Origin of the sequence: Amycolatopsis sp. QT-25 (genome assembly GCF_029369745.1) — a bacterium.
In the GTDB taxonomy this organism is placed as follows: Bacteria; Actinomycetota; Actinomycetes; order Mycobacteriales; family Pseudonocardiaceae; genus Amycolatopsis.
Map to the genome: position 1 here is coordinate 7,755,743 of NZ_CP120210.1, position 16,868 is coordinate 7,772,610.

The following is a 16,868-nucleotide window of genomic DNA, read 5'->3' on the forward strand; positions in this document are numbered from 1 at the left end:
CCGAGAGTCTTACACACGGCTCGCGGCGCACCACCGGGGTGTTTCCCGCAGTGCGCTCAGTCACTTCCGGACGTCGCGGCGTCCACGGCCTGCCCGCGCGTCGCCAGCCAGGCCGGGACCAGGGTCGCCACCAGCGCGAGCACCGCGGCGATCCCGATGATGGTCAGATAGATGAACGGCGAGCCCATCGGCAACACGGAATCGGCCGCCACCAGGCAGAACGGGACGATCGCACCCGCCGAGACGACGGTGCCGAGCACGATCCCGAGCAGCGCCACGAGCCCGCCTTCGTAACCGGCCATCCGCAGCACCTGCGCCCTGGTCGAGCCGGTGAGCCGCTGAAGGCCGAACTCGCGGCGCCGCCGCATCGTCGCCATCACCAGCGTGTTGGCCACGGAGATCACCGTGTAGGCGACGATCATCCCGACCATCAGGTAGTTCACCCACGCGCCGACGGCCTGGTCCTTCGCGTGCGCCGCGACGAGCGCGTCCCGGTCGCCGACGGACACCGGCTGTCCGGCCGTCGCCTGGCGAAGCCGTTCGGTGAGCACCGCCGGATCGACGTCCGGGGCGGCGCGGACCAGCAGCTGCGGGGCGAGTCCGGCGGTGGTGTGCGGCGCCAGCAGACCGGCCGGGAGCAGCAGGCTCTCGAAACCGGGGCGCTGGCTGGTCACCGCGACGACCTCGACGTCGACCGGCGTGCCGTCGCCGAGCCGCAGGCTCAGCTTGTCGCCGACGTTGCGGCCGAAGTCCTTCGCGAAGACCTCGGGGAGAGCGACGGTCGTCCCGGTCAACGCCTTCAAATCGCCCTGGATCACCTTGGTGTCGGTGGTCGCGGCCGCGCCGGTGGCGGTGAGGCCGATCGCCGGACGGCCGTCGTCGGAGGAGTCGTACGGGTCCTCGAGGAACACGCTGCTGGTGACGTACTCGGACGCTCCGGCGACCCCGGGCACGGCTTGGATCCGCTGGACGAGGTCCGGGGACAGCCCGCCCGCCGCGGAGGCGATCACGGCGTCGGCGCGGACGTCTTCGGTGAACGCCTGGTTCGCCAGCTCCTGCTGCGTGGTCTGCAGGTAGATGTTCGCGGTCGCGATCCCGACGGCGAGCATGATCGGGGTGACCGCACCCGCCGCCCGGACGATGCCGGCCCGGATGTTGAGCACGGCGAGGTGCCCGGCCATCCCGCCGAACAGGCGCATCGGCCACTGCAGGACCGCCGTCATCACCTTGGCGACGCCGGGGGTGATCATCGCGACGCCGAGCGCCCACAGGATCACCGCCGGCCCGGCGGTGCTGGCCGCGACCGGCCCGGTCATCACCGCGACGGTCACGATGGCCAGCGCGGTGCCGCCGCCGAAGCAGAGGACGGCGAACAAGACCCGTGCCGGGGTCAGCCAGCGACGGGCCACCGCGGCCTCGGCGAGTGCCTCGGTCGGCCGGATCTTGCCGGCGCGGCGGCCCGCGAAGAAGGCGGCGACGAACACCGCGAGCATCGCGGCTCCCGCTCCGACGACGGCGGGCAGCCAGCCCTGGTAGAACCGCAGCACCCGAGGCACCACACCGTTTTCGGCGAGTCGCCCGAACAGCCACTCGCCGAGGTACGGACCGAGGACGGCGGCGAGCGCGGTGGCGAGCAGGCCGACGGCCAGCGCTTCGCCGAGCACCATGCGCCGGAGCTGGCGCGGGGTCGTGCCGATCGCCCGCATCAGCGCGAGTTCACGCGAACGCTGCTGGGTGGACAGGCTGAGCGTGCCGGCCACGACGAACATCGCGACCATCACCGAAAGCCCACCGGACACCGCGGCGATGACGATCAGGTTGGTCCCGCTCGCATCGGCCTCGGGGAATTCCGCGACGCCGCGGTCGATCCCGGTCAGGACGTTCGCCCCGTTCGCGACCTCGGCGACCTTCCCCTGCACTGCTTCGAGGTCGGCGCCCGGGTCGGTGAAGACGCCGATGACGTCGGCCTTGCCGGGGTACCCGGAGAGCCGGGCGGCGTCCGCGGCGGAGAAGAACAGGGCGGCCCGCGTGCCCGGACGCGGCGCACCGGCCACACCCGACACCCGGAAGCCTTCGCTCGCGCCGTGGGCGGCGATGTCGATCCGGTCGCCGGGTTCGAAACCGGATGTCGATTCGACGACGACCTCACCCGCGGCGGGTGCGACTCCCTCGAGCAGCGCGTACGGGGTCAGCACGGCGGAGTCCCAGGCGTGGCCGAGGGCGGATTTCCCCCCTGCCGCGAGCGGGAAACTCACCTCACCGACGACGTCCGAGACACCGGAAACGGACCGCAGCCGGGAGACCAGCCCGTCGTCGAGCCGGACCCGCTCGGGAAGCCGCGCGTCCTCGAATTTGCGCTTGTCGCCGGGTTCGAGGGAGGCCGGGTCGTTCTTGGGCAGCTCGAAGGTCTGGCCGCCGGTGACGACGATCGGCGCGGCGGCGAGGCGCTGGGGTTCCGCGTTGCCACGGATTCCGGTCTCCATCAGGCCGCCGCAGGAGGCGACGATCAGCGCGCCGAAGAAGACGGCGATGAACGTGCCGATGAATCCGCCCTTGCGCAGGCGCAGGGTCCGGAAGGCGAGTCGCAGCATCAGGCACCCGCCCTGGCCGGGCTGCCCCAGGCACCCAGGTGGATCATGCGTTCGGCGACGACGTCCGCCGTCGGCGCGGGCAGGTCGTCCGCGATCCGGCCGTCGGCGAGGAAGATGACGCGGTCGGCGTAGGAGGCGGCCATCGGATCGTGGGTCACCATGATCACCGTCTGGCCGGTCGTCCGGACCGAATCGCGCAGCAGCGCGAGGACCTCGGCGGCGGTGCGGGTGTCGAGCGCGCCGGTCGGCTCGTCGGCGAAGACCACCGCGGGCCGGGTGACCAGCGCCCGCGCGATCGCGACACGCTGCGCCTGCCCGCCGGAGAGTTCGCCGGGAAAGTGCTTGCGGCGGCCGGAAAGCCCGACGCGGGTGAGCATGTCCTCGACGACGCGGCGGTCCGGCTTGGCACCGGCGAGCTGCTGCGGGAGCGTGACGTTCTGCTCGACGGTCAGCGCCGGAAGCAGGTTGAAGGCCTGGAAGACGAAACCGACCCGGTCGCGGCGCAGCTTCGTCAGCTTCGTCTCGCTCATCCCGGCCAGCTCCTGCCCGTCGAGGACGACGGACCCCGACGTCGGCCGGTCCAGCCCGGCCGCGCAGTGCAGGAAGGTGCTCTTGCCCGAACCCGACGGGCCCATCACCGCGGTGAACCCGCCGCGCGGAAAGGCCAGCGTCACCCCGTCCAGAGCGACGACGCCCTTGCCGTATTCCTTGCGGACGCCGTCGAGCCGGACCGCGTCACCGTTCCACCCAGTGTTCATGGGGAAAACCCTAGGAATCCCAGGTCGGCGGCACCCTGGGGTGAGCGTGCGTCTCCTTGGTAGGGCCGGCCCTACCGCACCGCACCGGTCCTGGCGTCGATGTCGACGTCGTGCTCGACTCCCTTGCCGTCGCGGAGCCCGACCTCCCAGACAAAGGTGCCGTCGGCGGCGTAGTCGACTTCCATCTCGTCGAGGTCACCCGGCTGACGCTGCTGCGCGGCCTGGAGTGCCTTGACCGCGTCGACACCCGCCTGTTCGACCTTCGCCAAGTCGTCACTCGGTTTCGCGGTCTGTTGCTTGCCGAGGACCTGGCCACCGTCCGGGCTCACGCGCACCTTGTGTTCCTGCCCGTGCGACGCGACCTTCATCTCCCACCCGTCGTTCGCGGGCTCCACGTCGAACACCCGGCCATCGGGCAAAGCGCCCGCCGCCGCTTGGATCGCCTTCACCGGCTGGGCTCGGACCGGCCCCGGTACCGCCGGGGCAGGCGCCTCTTCGGTGGAACAGGCGGCCAGCGTCAGCGCCACCGCGACGACGAGAGGTGATGACTTCATGATCCACGCGTACCCGCCCGGCATGGGCTCGAACCGTCTTCCGCGGGATGGCCGGCCGGGGCCCGGTGAAGGGGCGGAGCGGCCGCCGCCGATGTCCTAAGTGCGGCCCTTGCCGCCGAAACCGCCGCCGAGCTTCCGCAGCACCGCGCGCGGCAGCAGCCCGCCGACCGCGACGAGTGCCTTGTACTGCAGGCTCGGCACCGAGATCACCTTGCCGCGCCGAAGATCCGCGAGCGCCTCGGCCACGACCTGGTCCACACCGAGCCAGAACGCCTTCGGTCCGGGTTTGGCCAGTCCGGCCCGCTCGTGGAATTCCGTGGCGGTGAACCCGGGGCAGAGCGCCATCATCCGGACGTTCTTCGGCAGCGAGGCGGCGATGCCCTCGGTGAACGAGGTGACCCAGTTCTTGCTGGCCGTGTACGTCGAACCGCGGCCGCTGAAGAATCCGGCGACCGAACTGACGTTGATGATCGCGCCCTCGCCGCGGTCGATCATCCCCGGCAGCGCCGCGCGGGTGAGCCGCAGGACGGCGGTGACGTTGACGTCGAGCTGACGTTGCAGCGCGTCCGGCGGAATGGTCCAGAAATCGCCGTTGAGTCCGAAGCCCGCGTTGTTCACCAGGAGCTCCACCGGCTCTTCGGCCAGCCGCGACTCGACCAGCGCCCGTCCGTCCACTTCGGACAGATCGGCGGGCAGGACGACGACGTCGACGCCGTGCGCCTCGATCAGTTCCGCGGCGAAGGCCTCCAGCCGGTCGACGTCGCGGGCGACGAGCACGAGGTCGTACGCCTCGGCGGCGAGCCTGCGCGCGAACTGCGCGCCGATGCCGGCGGTGGCGCCGGTGATCAGTGCGGTCTGTGTCATGGCGCCGAACCTACTCCTCGGTCGGTTCGGGGAGAGTGGCTGGAGGGGCGAGTGTGGGGGTCACCCACCGTGGGGAATTCACGTGCGACCGCGCAAGCCGGGCAGTATCGTGCGGCCTCATGGGGAAGCACAGCAGGCGCAAGCCGAGCTACCTGCCCAAGGTCGCGGCCGGCGCGGCGCCGCTGGCGTTGTTGTTCACCGGACCGGCCGGCGCACTCGCCGCCCAGCCCGATCCGTCGATCCCGCTTCCTTTCGATCACCAGCGCGAAGGCACTCTCGATCGCGGTGTCGGCTTCACCAGCGAAGGCGACACATCCGTCTTTCGCGGTTTCTTGACCACCACCGAGCGGAATTTCTTCAGCAAGGACGCCGGTGACCTGAAGGTCGTCGCGGACGTCCGCCGGTCGGTGAGCGAGACCGTCGAGACGCGCGAAGGTGTCACGGCCCGTCCGGACAAGGTCGGCGTGCTCGCCGCGGCGAAGACCACCGAAGCCGTCAAGAAAGGCCAGCGGGAAGCGGTGAGGTTCGACCGCCACGGCGGTGTCGTCGCCGGGAACGAACTCGAACTCGAACGGACCGGTACCCGGCTGACCGAGGCCACGCTCGATCCGCGCACCGGTGTTCCCACTCTCATTTCCGAGGACAGCCGCGGCCTCCGCGTGGCCGAGGGGACCTATCACGCCGTCCGCCCGCTGCCCGGGGTCGGCGTGATCAACGAGACGGAGCAGCACCTCGGCGGCGGCCCCGACCGGGCCCTGCGGCTCGACGGCGGTTTCTCCGGCGACCTCGGCGGCGTGCTGGCGGCAGGCCGGTCGTCCGGGCACGCCGTGGACGTCGGCGAACTCGCCGCCGTGGGGACGACTTCGGCCCAGCACGGCGACGGCCGGGTCAAGGGTCTGCTGCCGCTGGACGTCGGCTCCGGCACCGGCTTCGGCCAGGAACACGCGCTCGGCGGCACCATCGGCTCGTCGTCCGGGCTGGTGACCACCGGGCAGGACATGCGGCTGGCGCAGCACGGCGCCGGGTTCACCGGGGCCGGTTCCCACCGGACCAGCGGCGACCTCGGTATCGGTGACGTGGCGTCCGCCCGCGGCACCACGACGACGACCTCGCACGGGGTCCTGCCGACCACCGATTTCACTCGGGCGGGGCGGGTGACGCAGTCCGGGACGCTGGAGCTGACCGTGTTCGGTCGGTCGTGGCGCACCGGCGCGACGGCCGGGGCGCTCCCTTGCGAACTCGAGCGTTTCTGACGCGGCAGTCCGCTCGCCCGGCTCCCGACGTCGCGGAAGATGCTTTCGCGACACGGCACTCCGGCCCGAGCAGACCGGGCGTGGCCGGCTAAGCCTGCGGCTCGACGTCGCCTGCGGCCTCGGCCTGCCAGTGGCGGGCCGGGGTCGAAGCGTTGTCGTACTCCTCGTCGAACGGGTCCACGATGTCGGCGATCTCGCCGAGGTCGCGCAGCAGCCGCTCGAGCCGAGACGGCCCGGCGTTCGGGGCGACGCTCGCGAGCACCCACTCGTTCTCCAGCCACGCCACGCCGACGTCGCCGCCGAGCGAGTCCGCCGCGTCCACGAGATCCTGCGTGATCACCTTGCGGGCGCCTTCGGAGTCGTCCGCGAAGGCATAACGCTGGCCGATCGGGCCGAGCATCTCGGGCATGCCCTGGCGCTGGAACGGCACACTGGACAGCCACATCTCCAGCGGCACCTCGTGCACGCGGTTGCACCGGACGGCGACCACGACCGCCGGGATCTGGCCCTCGGTCTCGATGTCGAAGATGAAGACGGGTCGCCGCCCGTCGGAGGTGAAGGTGGACCCGGCCACGACGTTGACCGCCAGCTGCGCGCCGAAGTACCCGATCGCGCCGTTGGACCACTGCCGCGGCAATCGTTCGTCCTCTTCGGCGAACTGCCAGCCGCGCAGCTCGGCCCAGCGCATTCGCTCACGATTGCGCGAACCCTCCTTCGCCCGGTCGGCCGCGAGCAGCGCCAGCCCCGCCACCAAGGCGACGGCGGCGATGACGAACCAGATCCACGCCGGAATACCCACGACGGTCAGGGTATCCCCCTGCCCACACCGGAGGTGATCGCCGGGCGCCGTGTCGCGCCACCCCTTTCGGTACCACACCACGGAAGGCGGGCGGAAACGTCGACAAATCGCCGTGTCGCCAATGCCGGGAACGGCCCGTCCCCGGCGAGGGACGGGCCGTTCCCGGCATGGGGCGCAGGTGACGCCCGCGTCAGTCCATCCGGGTGACCGTGAGCGCGTCCGACGCCTCCTGGGCCGGGATGTCCACCCGGACCGTGTCGCCGTCCCGGATCTCTCCGGCCAGCAGCTGCTTCGCCAGCTTGTCGCCGATCGCCGACTGCACCAGCCGCCGCAGCGGCCGCGCGCCGTAGATCGGGTCGAAGCCGTTCAGCGCGAGCCACTCGCGCGCCCCGGCGGTGACGTCCAGCGTCAGGCGGCGACGCGAAAGCCGCGAGGCGAGCCGCGCGATCTGGATGTCCACAATGGACGTCAGCTCGTCGGTGCCGAGCGCGTGGAAGACCACGATGTCGTCCAGCCGGTTCAGGAACTCCGGTTTGAACTGCCGCTGCACCACCGACATCACCGCGTCGTTGCGCTGACGCTCGTCGAGCGAGGGGTCGGCGATGGCCTGCGAGCCGAGGTTCGAGGTCAGCACCAGGATCGTGTTGCGGAAGTCCACGGTGCGGCCCTGGCCGTCGGTGAGCCGTCCGTCGTCGAGCACCTGCAGGAGCACGTCGAACACGTCCGGATGCGCCTTCTCGACCTCGTCCAGCAGCACCACCGAATACGGCCGCCTGCGCACCGACTCGGTCAGTTGCCCGCCCTGGTCGTAGCCGACGTAGCCCGGCGGCGCCCCGACCAGTCGCGCCACCGAATGCTTCTCGGCGTACTCGCTCATGTCGATCCGCAGCATCGCGCGCTCGTCGTCGAACAGGAACTCGGCCAGCGCCTTCGCCAGCTCGGTCTTGCCGACGCCGGTCGGGCCGAGGAACAGGAACGAACCGGTCGGCCGGTCGGGGTCGGCGACGCCGGCCCGGGTGCGGCGCACCGCGTCCGAGACGACCTGCACGGCCTCCTTCTGCCCGACGACGCGTTCGCCGAGCTCCTCCTCCATCCGGAGCAGCTTGCCCGTCTCACCCTCCAGCAGCCGTCCGGCCGGGATGCCGGTCCACGCGCTGACCACGTCCGCGACGTCGTCCGCGCCGACCTCTTCCTTGAGCATGACGTTCTGCTGGCTGAGCTCGCTGGCGGCGATCGCGGCCTCGAACTCCTTCTCCAGCGCGGGAATCCGGCCGTAGCGGAGTTCGGCGGCCTTGCCGAGGTCGCCGTCGCGTTCGGCGCGTTCGGACTCGCCGCGCAGCTGCTCCAGCTGCTCCTTGAGATCGCGGACGCGTTCGATCGAGCCCTTCTCGTTCTGCCAGCGCGCGGTCAGCGCGGTCAGCGTCTCCCGCTTCTCGGCCAGCTCCGAGCGCAGTACGGCGAGCCGGTCCTCGGAGGCGGCGTCGTCCTCTTTGGACAGCGCCATCTCCTCGATCTCCATCCGCCGCACGGCGCGCTCGACCTCGTCGATCTCGACGGGCCGCGAGTCGATCTCCATGCGGAGCTTCGACGCCGCCTCGTCGACCAGGTCGATCGCCTTGTCCGGCAGGAACCGGGCGGTGATGTAGCGGTCGGACAGGGTCGCGGCGGCGACGAGCGCGGCGTCGGTGATGCGCACCCCGTGGTGCACCTCGTACCGCTCCTTGAGGCCGCGCAGGATGCCGATCGTGTCCTCGGTGGACGGTTCGCCGACCAGCACCTGCTGGAAGCGTCGCTCCAGCGCGGCGTCCTTCTCGATGTGCTGCCGGTACTCGTCGAGCGTGGTCGCGCCGACCATGCGCAGCTCACCGCGGGCGAGCATCGGCTTGATCATGTTGCCCGCGTCCATCGCCCCTTCGCCGGTCGCGCCCGCGCCGACGATGGTGTGCAGCTCGTCGATGAAGGTGACGACCTCGCCCGCGGAGTCGGTGATCTCCTTGAGCACGGCCTTCAGCCGCTCCTCGAACTCACCGCGGAACTTGGCGCCCGCGACCATCGAGCCGAGGTCCAGCGCCACGACCCGCTTGCCGCGCAGCGATTCCGGCACGTCACCGGCGACGATGCGCTGGGCGAGCCCCTCGACGATGGCCGTCTTGCCGACGCCCGGCTCGCCGATGAGCACCGGGTTGTTCTTGGTGCGGCGCGAGAGCACCTGCACCACGCGGCGGATCTCGGTGTCGCGGCCGATCACCGGGTCCAGCTCGCCGGCGCGGGCGCGCTCGGTCAGGTCGACGCCGTACTTCTCCAGTGCTTTGAAGGTGCTTTCCGGATCCGGGCTGGTGATCCGCGCGGAGCCGCGCACCTTGGCGAACGCCTCGCGCAACGCGTCCGGGGTGGCGCCGTGCCGCTTGAGCAGGTCCGCCACCGGGCCGCCCTCGGTGGCGAGGCCGACGAGGAGGTGCTCCGTCGAGACGTACTCGTCACCGAGTTCGGTCGCGAGTTTCTGCGCGTGCGTCAGCGCCTTGACCGCGTGCGCGTCGAACTGCGGGCTCGACACGGTGGCGCCGGTCGCCGACGGCAGTGCCGCGATCAGCGGCTCCAGCTCCTTGTGCACCTGCGCCGGATCGGCCCCGACCGCGGTCAGCAGCGGTGCGGTGAGCCCCTCACCCTGCGCCAGCAGGGCACCGAGCAGGTGCGCGGCCGCCACATGCGGGTTGCCCGCCATCGTGGCCGCCTGCGCCGCCGACGAGATCGCCTGCTGGGTCTTCGTGGTCGGGTTGAAAGCGTCCATCCCTCACCTCGTACTAGGTCCTGCGAAAGTCTGTCGACCGGTACAACGTCAGAAAAGTTGAGTCTGTTCCGCTCAACTTGGAAAAGTTCGGCCTCCGGTCGGCGAGACGGCCTCGGCGGGCAGCCGCGGGCCCACCCGGCCGAGGCCGACGACGGCCGTGCAGGCACACGCGGCCACGAGCACCCACGGGATCCAGACTGCCACGGAGAACAGCGCGACGACGGCCGGAGCGATCACCGCGGCGAGTGTGAACGCGTACTGGAAGGCCGCCAGATACCGGCCTCGCGCCTCAGGCGGTGCCGCGGCTTCGGCCAGCGCCCCGGATCGCGGACCAAACGCGAGATCCCCGGCGGCCAGCACGAGGGTCGCGCCGAGCAGGTAAACCGGCTGGAGGACCTTCGGCACGAACACCACCAGGAGGCACGCCAGGCACCACACCGCGAACAACGCCGAGCCCGCGCGCATCGCGGCGATCCGGGTCAGCCCGCGGGTGAGCCGCAATCCGACGACTCCACCCAGACTGGTGACGACGGTGAGCAGCGCGATGATCGCGCCGGGAAGCCAATCCGGTCCTTGCAAGGCGTTGAAGACGTACACCGGCATCCCGACGAGGAAGAAGTCCATCGTGAGCGCGAAAAGCCCGCTGAACACGATGAGGGCCAGGTACGGGCGGTTCCGCCACACCCGCGCGGGCGCCGAGAGCCGCGGCAGGTGCCGCGGGACCGGCGCGACCACCGTCGAGAGGATGGCCGCGGCGACGACGAAGGTGGCGACGTCGACCATCACGGCGACGTACAGGCCTTCCCGTTCCGCCCACACCAGAAGTCCGGCGGCCGCGAGCCCGCCCAGCCCGAAGCCCGCGGAGCGGACCATCGCGGCTTCGGCGAACGGCCGGTCCTTCGGCCCTTCGCCCGCGACGTCGGCGATGAGCGAGAACTGGGAGCTGTAGAACAGCTGCTGCCCGGCCGCGAGCATGACGGACGCGCCGACGACCCCGGCGAAACCGTCGGCCAGCAGGAAAGCGCTCGCGCCGGCGGCCTGCAGGACGTGGGAGCAGATCATCACCGTCCGCGGGCCGATCAGATCGACGAGGCTTCCGGCGAGCACGGGGACGAGCAGACCGGCGAACGCGCCGAGAGTGACCGCGGCCCCCGCTTGGGCGAGGGGCAGGCCCACCACCCGGATGACGAAGACCAGCGCGAGCGGAAGGAACAGTCCCGAGCCGAAGTTGTCGATTCCCAAGGCGACCAGCAACGCGACCCTGCTTCGCACCACATCGACGCTACCGGCGTGACAGCCAGGCAAAAGGTCCGTTCAGTCAAGACCGGCGGGTAGTAACGGATCCGCTCAAACGTCGCACGTCTGCGTCGACAAGGCGGCGCGAAGGTCGGCGTTCATCTCGGCCAGGCGAGTGGTCAGGCCGAGGATCTTTTCGTCGCCCCAGTCACCGAGCGCACGCTCCATGAAGGCCAGATAGCCGGCCCGCCTGCGGCCCAGTTCCACGCGCCCGCGTTCGGAGATGCTGATGATCGACGCGCGGCCGTCTTCGGGAGCGGGACGGCGGTCGACCATTCCCGCCGCGGACAACTGGGAGATTTGACGGCTTACCACCGAAAGGTCCACAAAGCGTCTTTTGGCCAGTTCCGAAGGACGTGCCTCACCGTACTTCGCCAGGTCCGACAACAGCATCGCCGCGGCCGGATGCAGCCCGGGCTCGTCCTGCCAGGCCTGCATGATCCAGGCGTGCTGCAACTGGGAGGCGGCCTTCAACTCACGCATCAATTCGACCCTGGCGTCTTCGGCGGAGCTCATCGGTGCCTCCCGGTTACTTGTACAGTACAACCTTATTCGGCGACACTGCACAGGACAACTGTTCACCTCGTGAGATCTCCCACTGCGGCCGGTGTCGAGTACACCCGTCCGGAGCAATGATGCGGGCAAAAGGGCTCTCGGCAGCTAGTCTCGCGAGCGAGCCGGAACCAGCCGACCGGCCGAAAGCCATTGCCCGGAGAGGTGAATGATCCGTGAATTCTTCTCCGGCGGATCCTCGTTCGTGAACCTGGGGACCTGTCTTCCGGTATGCGCTTCCCGATCAGCGACTCCCAGCCCGTGACGGCCGACGCGGTCAGTCCGGTGCCGCGTTCCTCGGCACCGAGGGAAGCCCCGCCCGCGGTCACCGCGATGGTGCGGCTCATCCGGGACACCTGGGCGAAGTCGGAGCCCTTCATCCCGGAGATCTCCCAGTTCTTCTACGGGATGCTGTTCACCCTCGCGCCCGCCACCCGCGACTTCTTCCCGATCAACATGGAGGTCCAGCGCGGCAGGCTGGTACGCGCGCTGGTCCACATCGTGCAGATGGTCGACCGGCCCGACGACCTCGTGCCGTTCCTGACCCAGCTTGGCCGCGACCACCGCAAGTTCGGCGTCATCCCCCGGCATTACGAGGCCGTCGGCACCGCACTGCTCGCCTCGCTCAAGAACCACCTCGGTCCGGACTGGACACCGGAGGTCGAACGGGCCTGGGCCGAGGCGTTCACCATCGTCGCCCGCGCGATGCAGGAAGCCGCCGCGGCCGATGTCAACCCGGCGTCCTGGTCGGCCACCGTGCTCGAACACCGGCGGCTCACCTGGGATCTCGCCCTGGTCCGCGTCCAGCCCGAATTCCCGGTGCCGTACCAGCCCGGCCAGTACATGAGCGTCGAAGTCCCGCAGCGGCCGAGGCTCTGGCGCTATCTGTCGCCGGCGAACGCGCCGCGCGAAGACGGCGGCATCGAGTTCCATGTGCGCGCGGTCGACGGGGGCTGGGTGTCCCGCGCGATCGTGAGCCACACGCAGCCGGGCGACCTCTGGCGGCTCGGACCGCCGCTCGGCAGGCTTTCAGTCGACCGCACCGAGGGCCGCGACGTCCTGATGATCGCGGGCGGCACCGGCATCGCACCGCTGCGCGCCATTCTGGACGACCTCGCGCAATGGGGCGAGAACCCGAGGGTCCAGTTGTTCTACGGCGGACCGTCGCGTGAGGACCTCTACGACCTCGACGAGTTGCGCGCCCTCGCGGCCACCAATCCCTGGCTCACCGTGACGCCGGTGGTCGAGCACGGCGAGGAAGCCCCGGGTTGCGTACAGGGCACACTCGCGGAAGCCGTCACCCAGAACGGATCCTGGCCAGGACACCGCATCCTCGTCGCCGGTTCGCCCGCGATGATCCGGGCGACGGTCTCCCGGATGCTGGTCGCGGGCAGCGCGCTCGACCAGATCGCGTACGACCCCTTCACCATCGACTGAGCGATTCCACAATGGTGGGTCAGTCACCGGATTCGTGTCGTTACGCGACCCGGTGAGCACGGAGAAGAAGCCACCCGATCGGCGGATCACGCCGTCCCGCCGAACTGGCGAAAACCACCGGTGAACAAGGAAAGCGCGGCCCGCTTGATCACCTTTACTTAGAGCGTGTCTTACGTGGTGAGCTTTCGGAGTTTCTTGTGGCAGGTGAGGGCGGCTCCGAGGGTAAGGAAGGCGAGGAAGTGTTCGGCTTTGCGTTCGTAGCGCAGGGTGAGGCGGCGGTATCCGGTGAGCCAGGCCATGGTTCGCTCGATCACCCAGCGGTGTTTGCCGAGTTTGTCCGCGGATTCGATGCCTTTGCGGGCGATGCGGACTGTGATGCCGCGGTCGCGGACCCAGTGTCGGAGCGCGGGCTGGTCGTAGGCCTTGTCGGCGTGCAGCTTGGCGGGCTTGCGGCGTCGCGGGCCTCGGTGGGACTTGACCGCGGGGATCGCCATCACCAGGGGTTTGAGCGCGAGCGAGTCGTGGGTGTTCGCGGCGGAGATCGCGATCGTGAGCGGCAGGCCGGCACGGTCGGACAGGACGTGGATTTTCGAGCCGGGTTTACCTCGGTCGACCGGGCTGGGGCCGGTCAGAGATCCCCCTTTTTCGCGCGGACGGAGGCGCCGTCCACGATCGCACGACTCCAGTCGAGCAAGCCCCGGCTGCCCAGTTCGTCAAGCAGTACACGATGGAGCTCGCGCCATAGCCCGGCCTCTGTCCATTGCGCGAACCGGCGGTGCGCGGTCTGGAAGGGCACGCCGAACGACGGCGGCAGATCCCGCCAAGCACATCCGCTGGTCAGCACGTACACGATCGCCGTGAACACCTGCCGCGGATCCAACGGCGCGGTCCCACCACCCTGCGGACGCGGTGTGAACGCGGGGATCAACGGCTTCACCAGTTCCCACAGCTCATCCGGCACAAGACGCAAAGACAACCGATCAACCACGACCAAGATCATGGCGCATCAGCCACCGGTCGCCACGTAAGACACGCTCTTAGTGCCAGACGGGGTTGACGGCGCGTATATCGTTTGCTCCGTTCGGGCGGGAACCACCCATTCGCGGATCCTTTTGCGACTTTCGGGCATACAGTCGGGAACCCTCGGGGGAAACACGGCCAAGCTGACATCGGGTCTGGAAAATATGCCCGATCCGACTGGAGAAAATCGTCCACCCATGACTGCCGAAACAGGGAAATACGAGCATCCACCGAGTTCGTCGAGATCCGCACCGATTCCCGTTCCGCCACTGATCGAAACACCCGCGGCGGACAAGACCGTCCGGATGGCCAAACTCGTCCGGGAAAGTTTCGCCGCCGTCGAAACGAAGGCCGAGGAGCTGTCCCAGTACTTTTACGGAGTGCTCTTCACCGTCGCGCCGGACGCGCGGGCGTTGTTTCCGGTCACCATGTCAACCCAGCGAAATCGTTTACTGCGCGCGCTCGTCTACGTCGTGCAGATGGTCGACCGGCCCGACGAATTGGTCACTTTTCTCGGCCAGCTGGGCCGCGACCACCGGAAGTTCGACGTCCTCGGCCGCCATTACGACGCCGCCGGTGTCGCGTTGATCGCCGCGCTGAAAAGATTCCTGAAGGACGACTGGACACCCGAGGTCGAGGACGCCTGGATCACCGCGTACGGCGTCATTTCGAAAAGCATGCGCGAGGCCGCCGGCAAAGAAGCCGGGCCCGCGTGGTGGAAGGCGACGGTCGTCGAGCACCGGCTCGCCTCCCGCGACGTCGCCGTCGTCAAGGTACGCACCGACCAGCCGCTCCCGTACCGGGCCGGCGGCTACGTCAGCGTCGAAGTCCCGCAGCGCCCGCGGATGTGGCGCTACTTCTCGCCGGCCACCGCGCCGCACGACGACGGGACGATGGAGTTCCACGTGCACGCCGTGCGCGGCGGCTGGGTGTCCCGCGCGATCGTCCACCACACCCGGCCCGGCGACGGCTGGCGGCTCGGCCCGTCGCTCGGCGCGCTTTCGGTGCGGCACACGGAAAGCCGTCCGCTGCTGATGATCGGTGGTGGCACCGGTCTCGCGCCGCTGCTCGCCCTGCTCGACGACATGTCGCGCTGGAAGAACAACTCGCCGGTGCACCTGTTCTTCGGCGGACGGAAACCGGAAGACCTCTACGCCCTCGACGAGCTGCGCGGGCTGACCGTCACCTGCCCCTGGCTGACGGTGACCCCGGTGACCGAGGAAGGCACCATCACCGGCGGCGACCGCGGCACGCTGGCCACGGCGGTCACGCAGCGCGGCGCCTGGAAGGACCACGACGTGTACGTCGCCGGGTCCCCTTCGATGATCCGCGCGACGATCGCGAAACTGCTCGCCGCCGGTACGGACCTGGCGCGGATCAGGTACGACCCCTTCACCCTGGACTGAGCCGATGCTTCGTTCGTATTAGGCCGTTCGGCCGGTCAGATTGGGCTCGACGCAGTAGTAGGTCCGCGAATCATTGACCGCGGTCACCGGCGGATTTATGGTCTAGACCACATTGCTCCCCCTCACGGGAACACCGTCGTTCCACCCCCCTCAGGAGCCGGCATGACCGTCAAACGCAAGCTCGTGGCAGCCGCCGCCGGTGCGATCCTCGCCCCGATCGCCATCGTCGCCATCCCCCAGGCGGCCAGCGCCCACGGCTACGTGCTGTCCCCGCCCAGCCGCCAGGCGAACTGCGCCCAGGGCAAGGTTTCCGGCTGTGGTGCCATCGCCTACGAACCGCAGAGCGTCGAAGGCCCCAAGGGGCTCCGCAGCTGCAACGGCGGCCTTCCCGGCTTCGCCGAGCTCAACGACGAATCGAAGTCGTGGCCCGCCGCGTCGGTCGGCAACAGCGTGACCTTCAACTGGAAGTTCACCGCCTACCACCGGACCTCGAACTACGAGTACTACATCGGTGGTACCAAGATCGCCGACATCAGCGGGAACAACTCCGCGCCGAAGGACCCGACGTCGCACACGGTGAGCTTGAACGGCTTTAGCGGCCGCCAGAAGGTGCTCGCCATCTGGAACATCGCGGACACGCCGATGGCCTTCTACAGCTGCATCGACCTGCAGATCGGCGGCGGCAACCCGCCCACCACGAGCAACCCGCCGACCACCAGCAACCCGCCGACGACGTCGAACACCCCGACCAGCACCGGCAAACCGCCCGTCGGTGGCACCTGGGCGGCCGGGTCGGCCTACACGGTCGGCAGCACGGTGACCTACGGCGGCGCGACCTATCGCTGCCAGCTGGCGCACACGGCGATCCAGGGCTGGGAACCGCCCAACACCCCCGCGCTCTGGACCCGGCAGTAAGGGGGACTCGCCAGTGAAGCTGGCCCTCGTTCTCGTCGCCGGTCTCGTGGCCCTCGCGGGCTGCGGGACCGGTGATGGCTCACCGACCACCGCCGGCGGCCCGATCTCCCCGGTCCCCCAGTCGGCCGCCGCGGCGTCCGCGGAGTACAACGACGCCGACGTGATGTTCCTGCAGATGATGATCGCCCACAACAACCAGGGCGTGGAGATCGTCAAGCTGGTGCAGGCCAAGCAGGCACAGAAACAGGAACTCAAGGATCTCGCGGCCGCCATCGAGGCGACGCAGCAGACCGAGAACACCGAAATGCGGAACTGGCTGAAGGGCTGGGGCAAACCCGAGACGGGTTCGGCGGATCCGCACGCGCACCACCATCACGGTGGCGACGGGCTCACGGACAAGGGACTGCTCGAAGCACTGTCCAAAAAGGATGGTCCGGAGTTCACCCTCGACTTCGCCGACATCTTCGTCGCCCACCAGCACAACGGGGTCGCGCTGGCGAGGACCGAGCTGAAGGACGGCAAGAACCCGGAGGCGAAGGCACTGGCCCAGCGGGTCATGGACTCACGCACCGGCGAGGTCCAGCAGATCCGGACCCTGGTCCCCGGCCAATGACACGATCCGGCGTCTGAAGGCG

14 protein-coding genes are annotated in these 16,868 nt (G+C 69.6%); 5 read left to right on the plus strand and 9 right to left on the minus strand.

Going from position 1 to position 16,868, the window contains the following annotated elements:
• Positions 1 to 56 precede the first annotated feature (56 nt).
• The 4 genes from P3102_RS36565 to P3102_RS36580 form a co-directional block, all read right to left on the minus strand.
• Positions 57 to 2,591 (minus strand): ABC transporter permease, encoded by a 2,535-nt coding sequence (locus tag P3102_RS36565; protein ID WP_276365218.1) that lies wholly within the window; start codon positions 2,589 to 2,591, stop codon positions 57 to 59.
• The gene (locus P3102_RS36570) at positions 2,591 to 3,349 is read right to left on the minus strand and encodes an ABC transporter ATP-binding protein (protein ID WP_276365219.1); all 759 of its coding nucleotides are present in this window, start codon (positions 3,347 to 3,349) and stop codon (positions 2,591 to 2,593) included. The genes P3102_RS36565 and P3102_RS36570 overlap by 1 nt, the downstream gene beginning before the upstream one ends.
• A gap of 71 nt (positions 3,350 to 3,420) precedes the next feature.
• Positions 3,421 to 3,903: a PepSY domain-containing protein gene (locus tag P3102_RS36575; protein WP_276365220.1), complete on the minus strand. Its 483-nt coding sequence runs from the start codon at positions 3,901 to 3,903 to the stop codon at positions 3,421 to 3,423.
• 96 nt (positions 3,904 to 3,999) lie between these two features.
• On the minus strand, positions 4,000 to 4,767 hold the full coding sequence (locus P3102_RS36580; protein WP_276365221.1) for an SDR family oxidoreductase: 768 nt from the start codon (positions 4,765 to 4,767) through the stop codon (positions 4,000 to 4,002).
• 119 nt (positions 4,768 to 4,886) lie between these two features.
• Between P3102_RS36580 and P3102_RS36585 the strand changes: the two genes are divergently transcribed.
• Positions 4,887 to 6,020, plus strand: a complete 1,134-nt coding sequence (locus tag P3102_RS36585) for a hypothetical protein (protein ID WP_276365222.1) — start codon at positions 4,887 to 4,889, stop codon at positions 6,018 to 6,020.
• 88 nt (positions 6,021 to 6,108) lie between these two features.
• Here P3102_RS36585 and P3102_RS36590 read toward each other — a convergent pair whose 3' ends face one another.
• From P3102_RS36590 to P3102_RS36605, 4 genes are all read right to left on the minus strand, one after another.
• Entirely contained in the window at positions 6,109 to 6,819 is a 711-nt protein-coding gene (locus P3102_RS36590; RefSeq protein WP_276365223.1) for a hypothetical protein, read from the minus strand.
• Positions 6,820 to 7,009: 190 nt separating this feature from the next.
• Positions 7,010 to 9,607, minus strand: coding sequence for an ATP-dependent chaperone ClpB (gene clpB, locus P3102_RS36595; RefSeq protein ID WP_276365224.1), 2,598 nt, complete (start codon positions 9,605 to 9,607; stop codon positions 7,010 to 7,012).
• A 72-nt stretch (positions 9,608 to 9,679) separates the two neighbouring features.
• The gene (locus P3102_RS36600; protein WP_276365225.1) at positions 9,680 to 10,879 is read right to left on the minus strand and encodes an MFS transporter; all 1,200 of its coding nucleotides are present in this window, start codon (positions 10,877 to 10,879) and stop codon (positions 9,680 to 9,682) included.
• Positions 10,880 to 10,954: 75 nt separating this feature from the next.
• Positions 10,955 to 11,419: a MarR family winged helix-turn-helix transcriptional regulator gene (locus P3102_RS36605; protein ID WP_276365226.1), complete on the minus strand. Its 465-nt coding sequence runs from the start codon at positions 11,417 to 11,419 to the stop codon at positions 10,955 to 10,957.
• Between the two features lie 267 nt (positions 11,420 to 11,686).
• Between P3102_RS36605 and P3102_RS36610 the strand changes: the two genes are divergently transcribed.
• The gene (locus P3102_RS36610) at positions 11,687 to 12,892 is read left to right on the plus strand and encodes a globin domain-containing protein (RefSeq protein WP_276365227.1); all 1,206 of its coding nucleotides are present in this window, start codon (positions 11,687 to 11,689) and stop codon (positions 12,890 to 12,892) included.
• A 170-nt stretch (positions 12,893 to 13,062) separates the two neighbouring features.
• Here the strand turns inward: P3102_RS36610 and P3102_RS36615 are convergent.
• Positions 13,063 to 13,880 (minus strand): IS5 family transposase gene (locus P3102_RS36615; RefSeq protein ID WP_276363339.1). Its coding sequence is split into 2 segments (ribosomal slippage): positions 13,063 to 13,538 and positions 13,538 to 13,880, totalling 819 coding nucleotides; the frame shifts between segments, so codons are not numbered across the junction.
• Positions 13,881 to 14,217: 337 nt separating this feature from the next.
• On the opposite strand from P3102_RS36615, the gene P3102_RS36620 reads away from it, so the two are divergent.
• From P3102_RS36620 to P3102_RS36630, 3 genes are all read left to right on the plus strand, one after another.
• The gene (locus P3102_RS36620; protein WP_276371515.1) at positions 14,218 to 15,318 is read left to right on the plus strand and encodes a globin domain-containing protein; all 1,101 of its coding nucleotides are present in this window, start codon (positions 14,218 to 14,220) and stop codon (positions 15,316 to 15,318) included.
• A gap of 162 nt (positions 15,319 to 15,480) precedes the next feature.
• On the plus strand, positions 15,481 to 16,233 hold the full coding sequence (locus P3102_RS36625; protein WP_276365228.1) for a lytic polysaccharide monooxygenase: 753 nt from the start codon (positions 15,481 to 15,483) through the stop codon (positions 16,231 to 16,233).
• Positions 16,234 to 16,246: 13 nt separating this feature from the next.
• A complete protein-coding gene (locus P3102_RS36630; RefSeq protein ID WP_276365229.1) occupies positions 16,247 to 16,846 on the plus strand; it encodes a DUF305 domain-containing protein in 600 nt (199 codons plus the stop codon).
• Positions 16,847 to 16,868 lie beyond the last annotated feature (22 nt).

What these genes read in the sequence shown, in the direction of transcription:
- P3102_RS36565 (WP_276365218.1), bottom strand. Translation starts at nt 2,591, where the DNA reads ATGCTGCGACTCGCCTTCCGGACCCTGCGCCTGCGCAAGGGCGGATTC.
- P3102_RS36605 (WP_276365226.1), bottom strand. Translation starts at nt 11,419, where the DNA reads ATGAGCTCCGCCGAAGACGCCAGGGTCGAATTGATGCGTGAGTTGAAG.
- P3102_RS36575 (WP_276365220.1), bottom strand. Translation starts at nt 3,903, where the DNA reads ATGAAGTCATCACCTCTCGTCGTCGCGGTGGCGCTGACGCTGGCCGCC.
- clpB (WP_276365224.1), bottom strand. Translation starts at nt 9,607, where the DNA reads ATGGACGCTTTCAACCCGACCACGAAGACCCAGCAGGCGATCTCGTCG.
- P3102_RS36585 (WP_276365222.1), top strand. Translation starts at nt 4,887, where the DNA reads ATGGGGAAGCACAGCAGGCGCAAGCCGAGCTACCTGCCCAAGGTCGCG.
- P3102_RS36610 (WP_276365227.1), top strand. Translation starts at nt 11,687, where the DNA reads ATGCGCTTCCCGATCAGCGACTCCCAGCCCGTGACGGCCGACGCGGTC.
- P3102_RS36580 (WP_276365221.1), bottom strand. Translation starts at nt 4,767, where the DNA reads ATGACACAGACCGCACTGATCACCGGCGCCACCGCCGGCATCGGCGCG.
- P3102_RS36625 (WP_276365228.1), top strand. Translation starts at nt 15,481, where the DNA reads ATGACCGTCAAACGCAAGCTCGTGGCAGCCGCCGCCGGTGCGATCCTC.
- P3102_RS36620 (WP_276371515.1), top strand. Translation starts at nt 14,218, where the DNA reads ATGGCCAAACTCGTCCGGGAAAGTTTCGCCGCCGTCGAAACGAAGGCC.
- P3102_RS36570 (WP_276365219.1), bottom strand. Translation starts at nt 3,349, where the DNA reads ATGAACACTGGGTGGAACGGTGACGCGGTCCGGCTCGACGGCGTCCGC.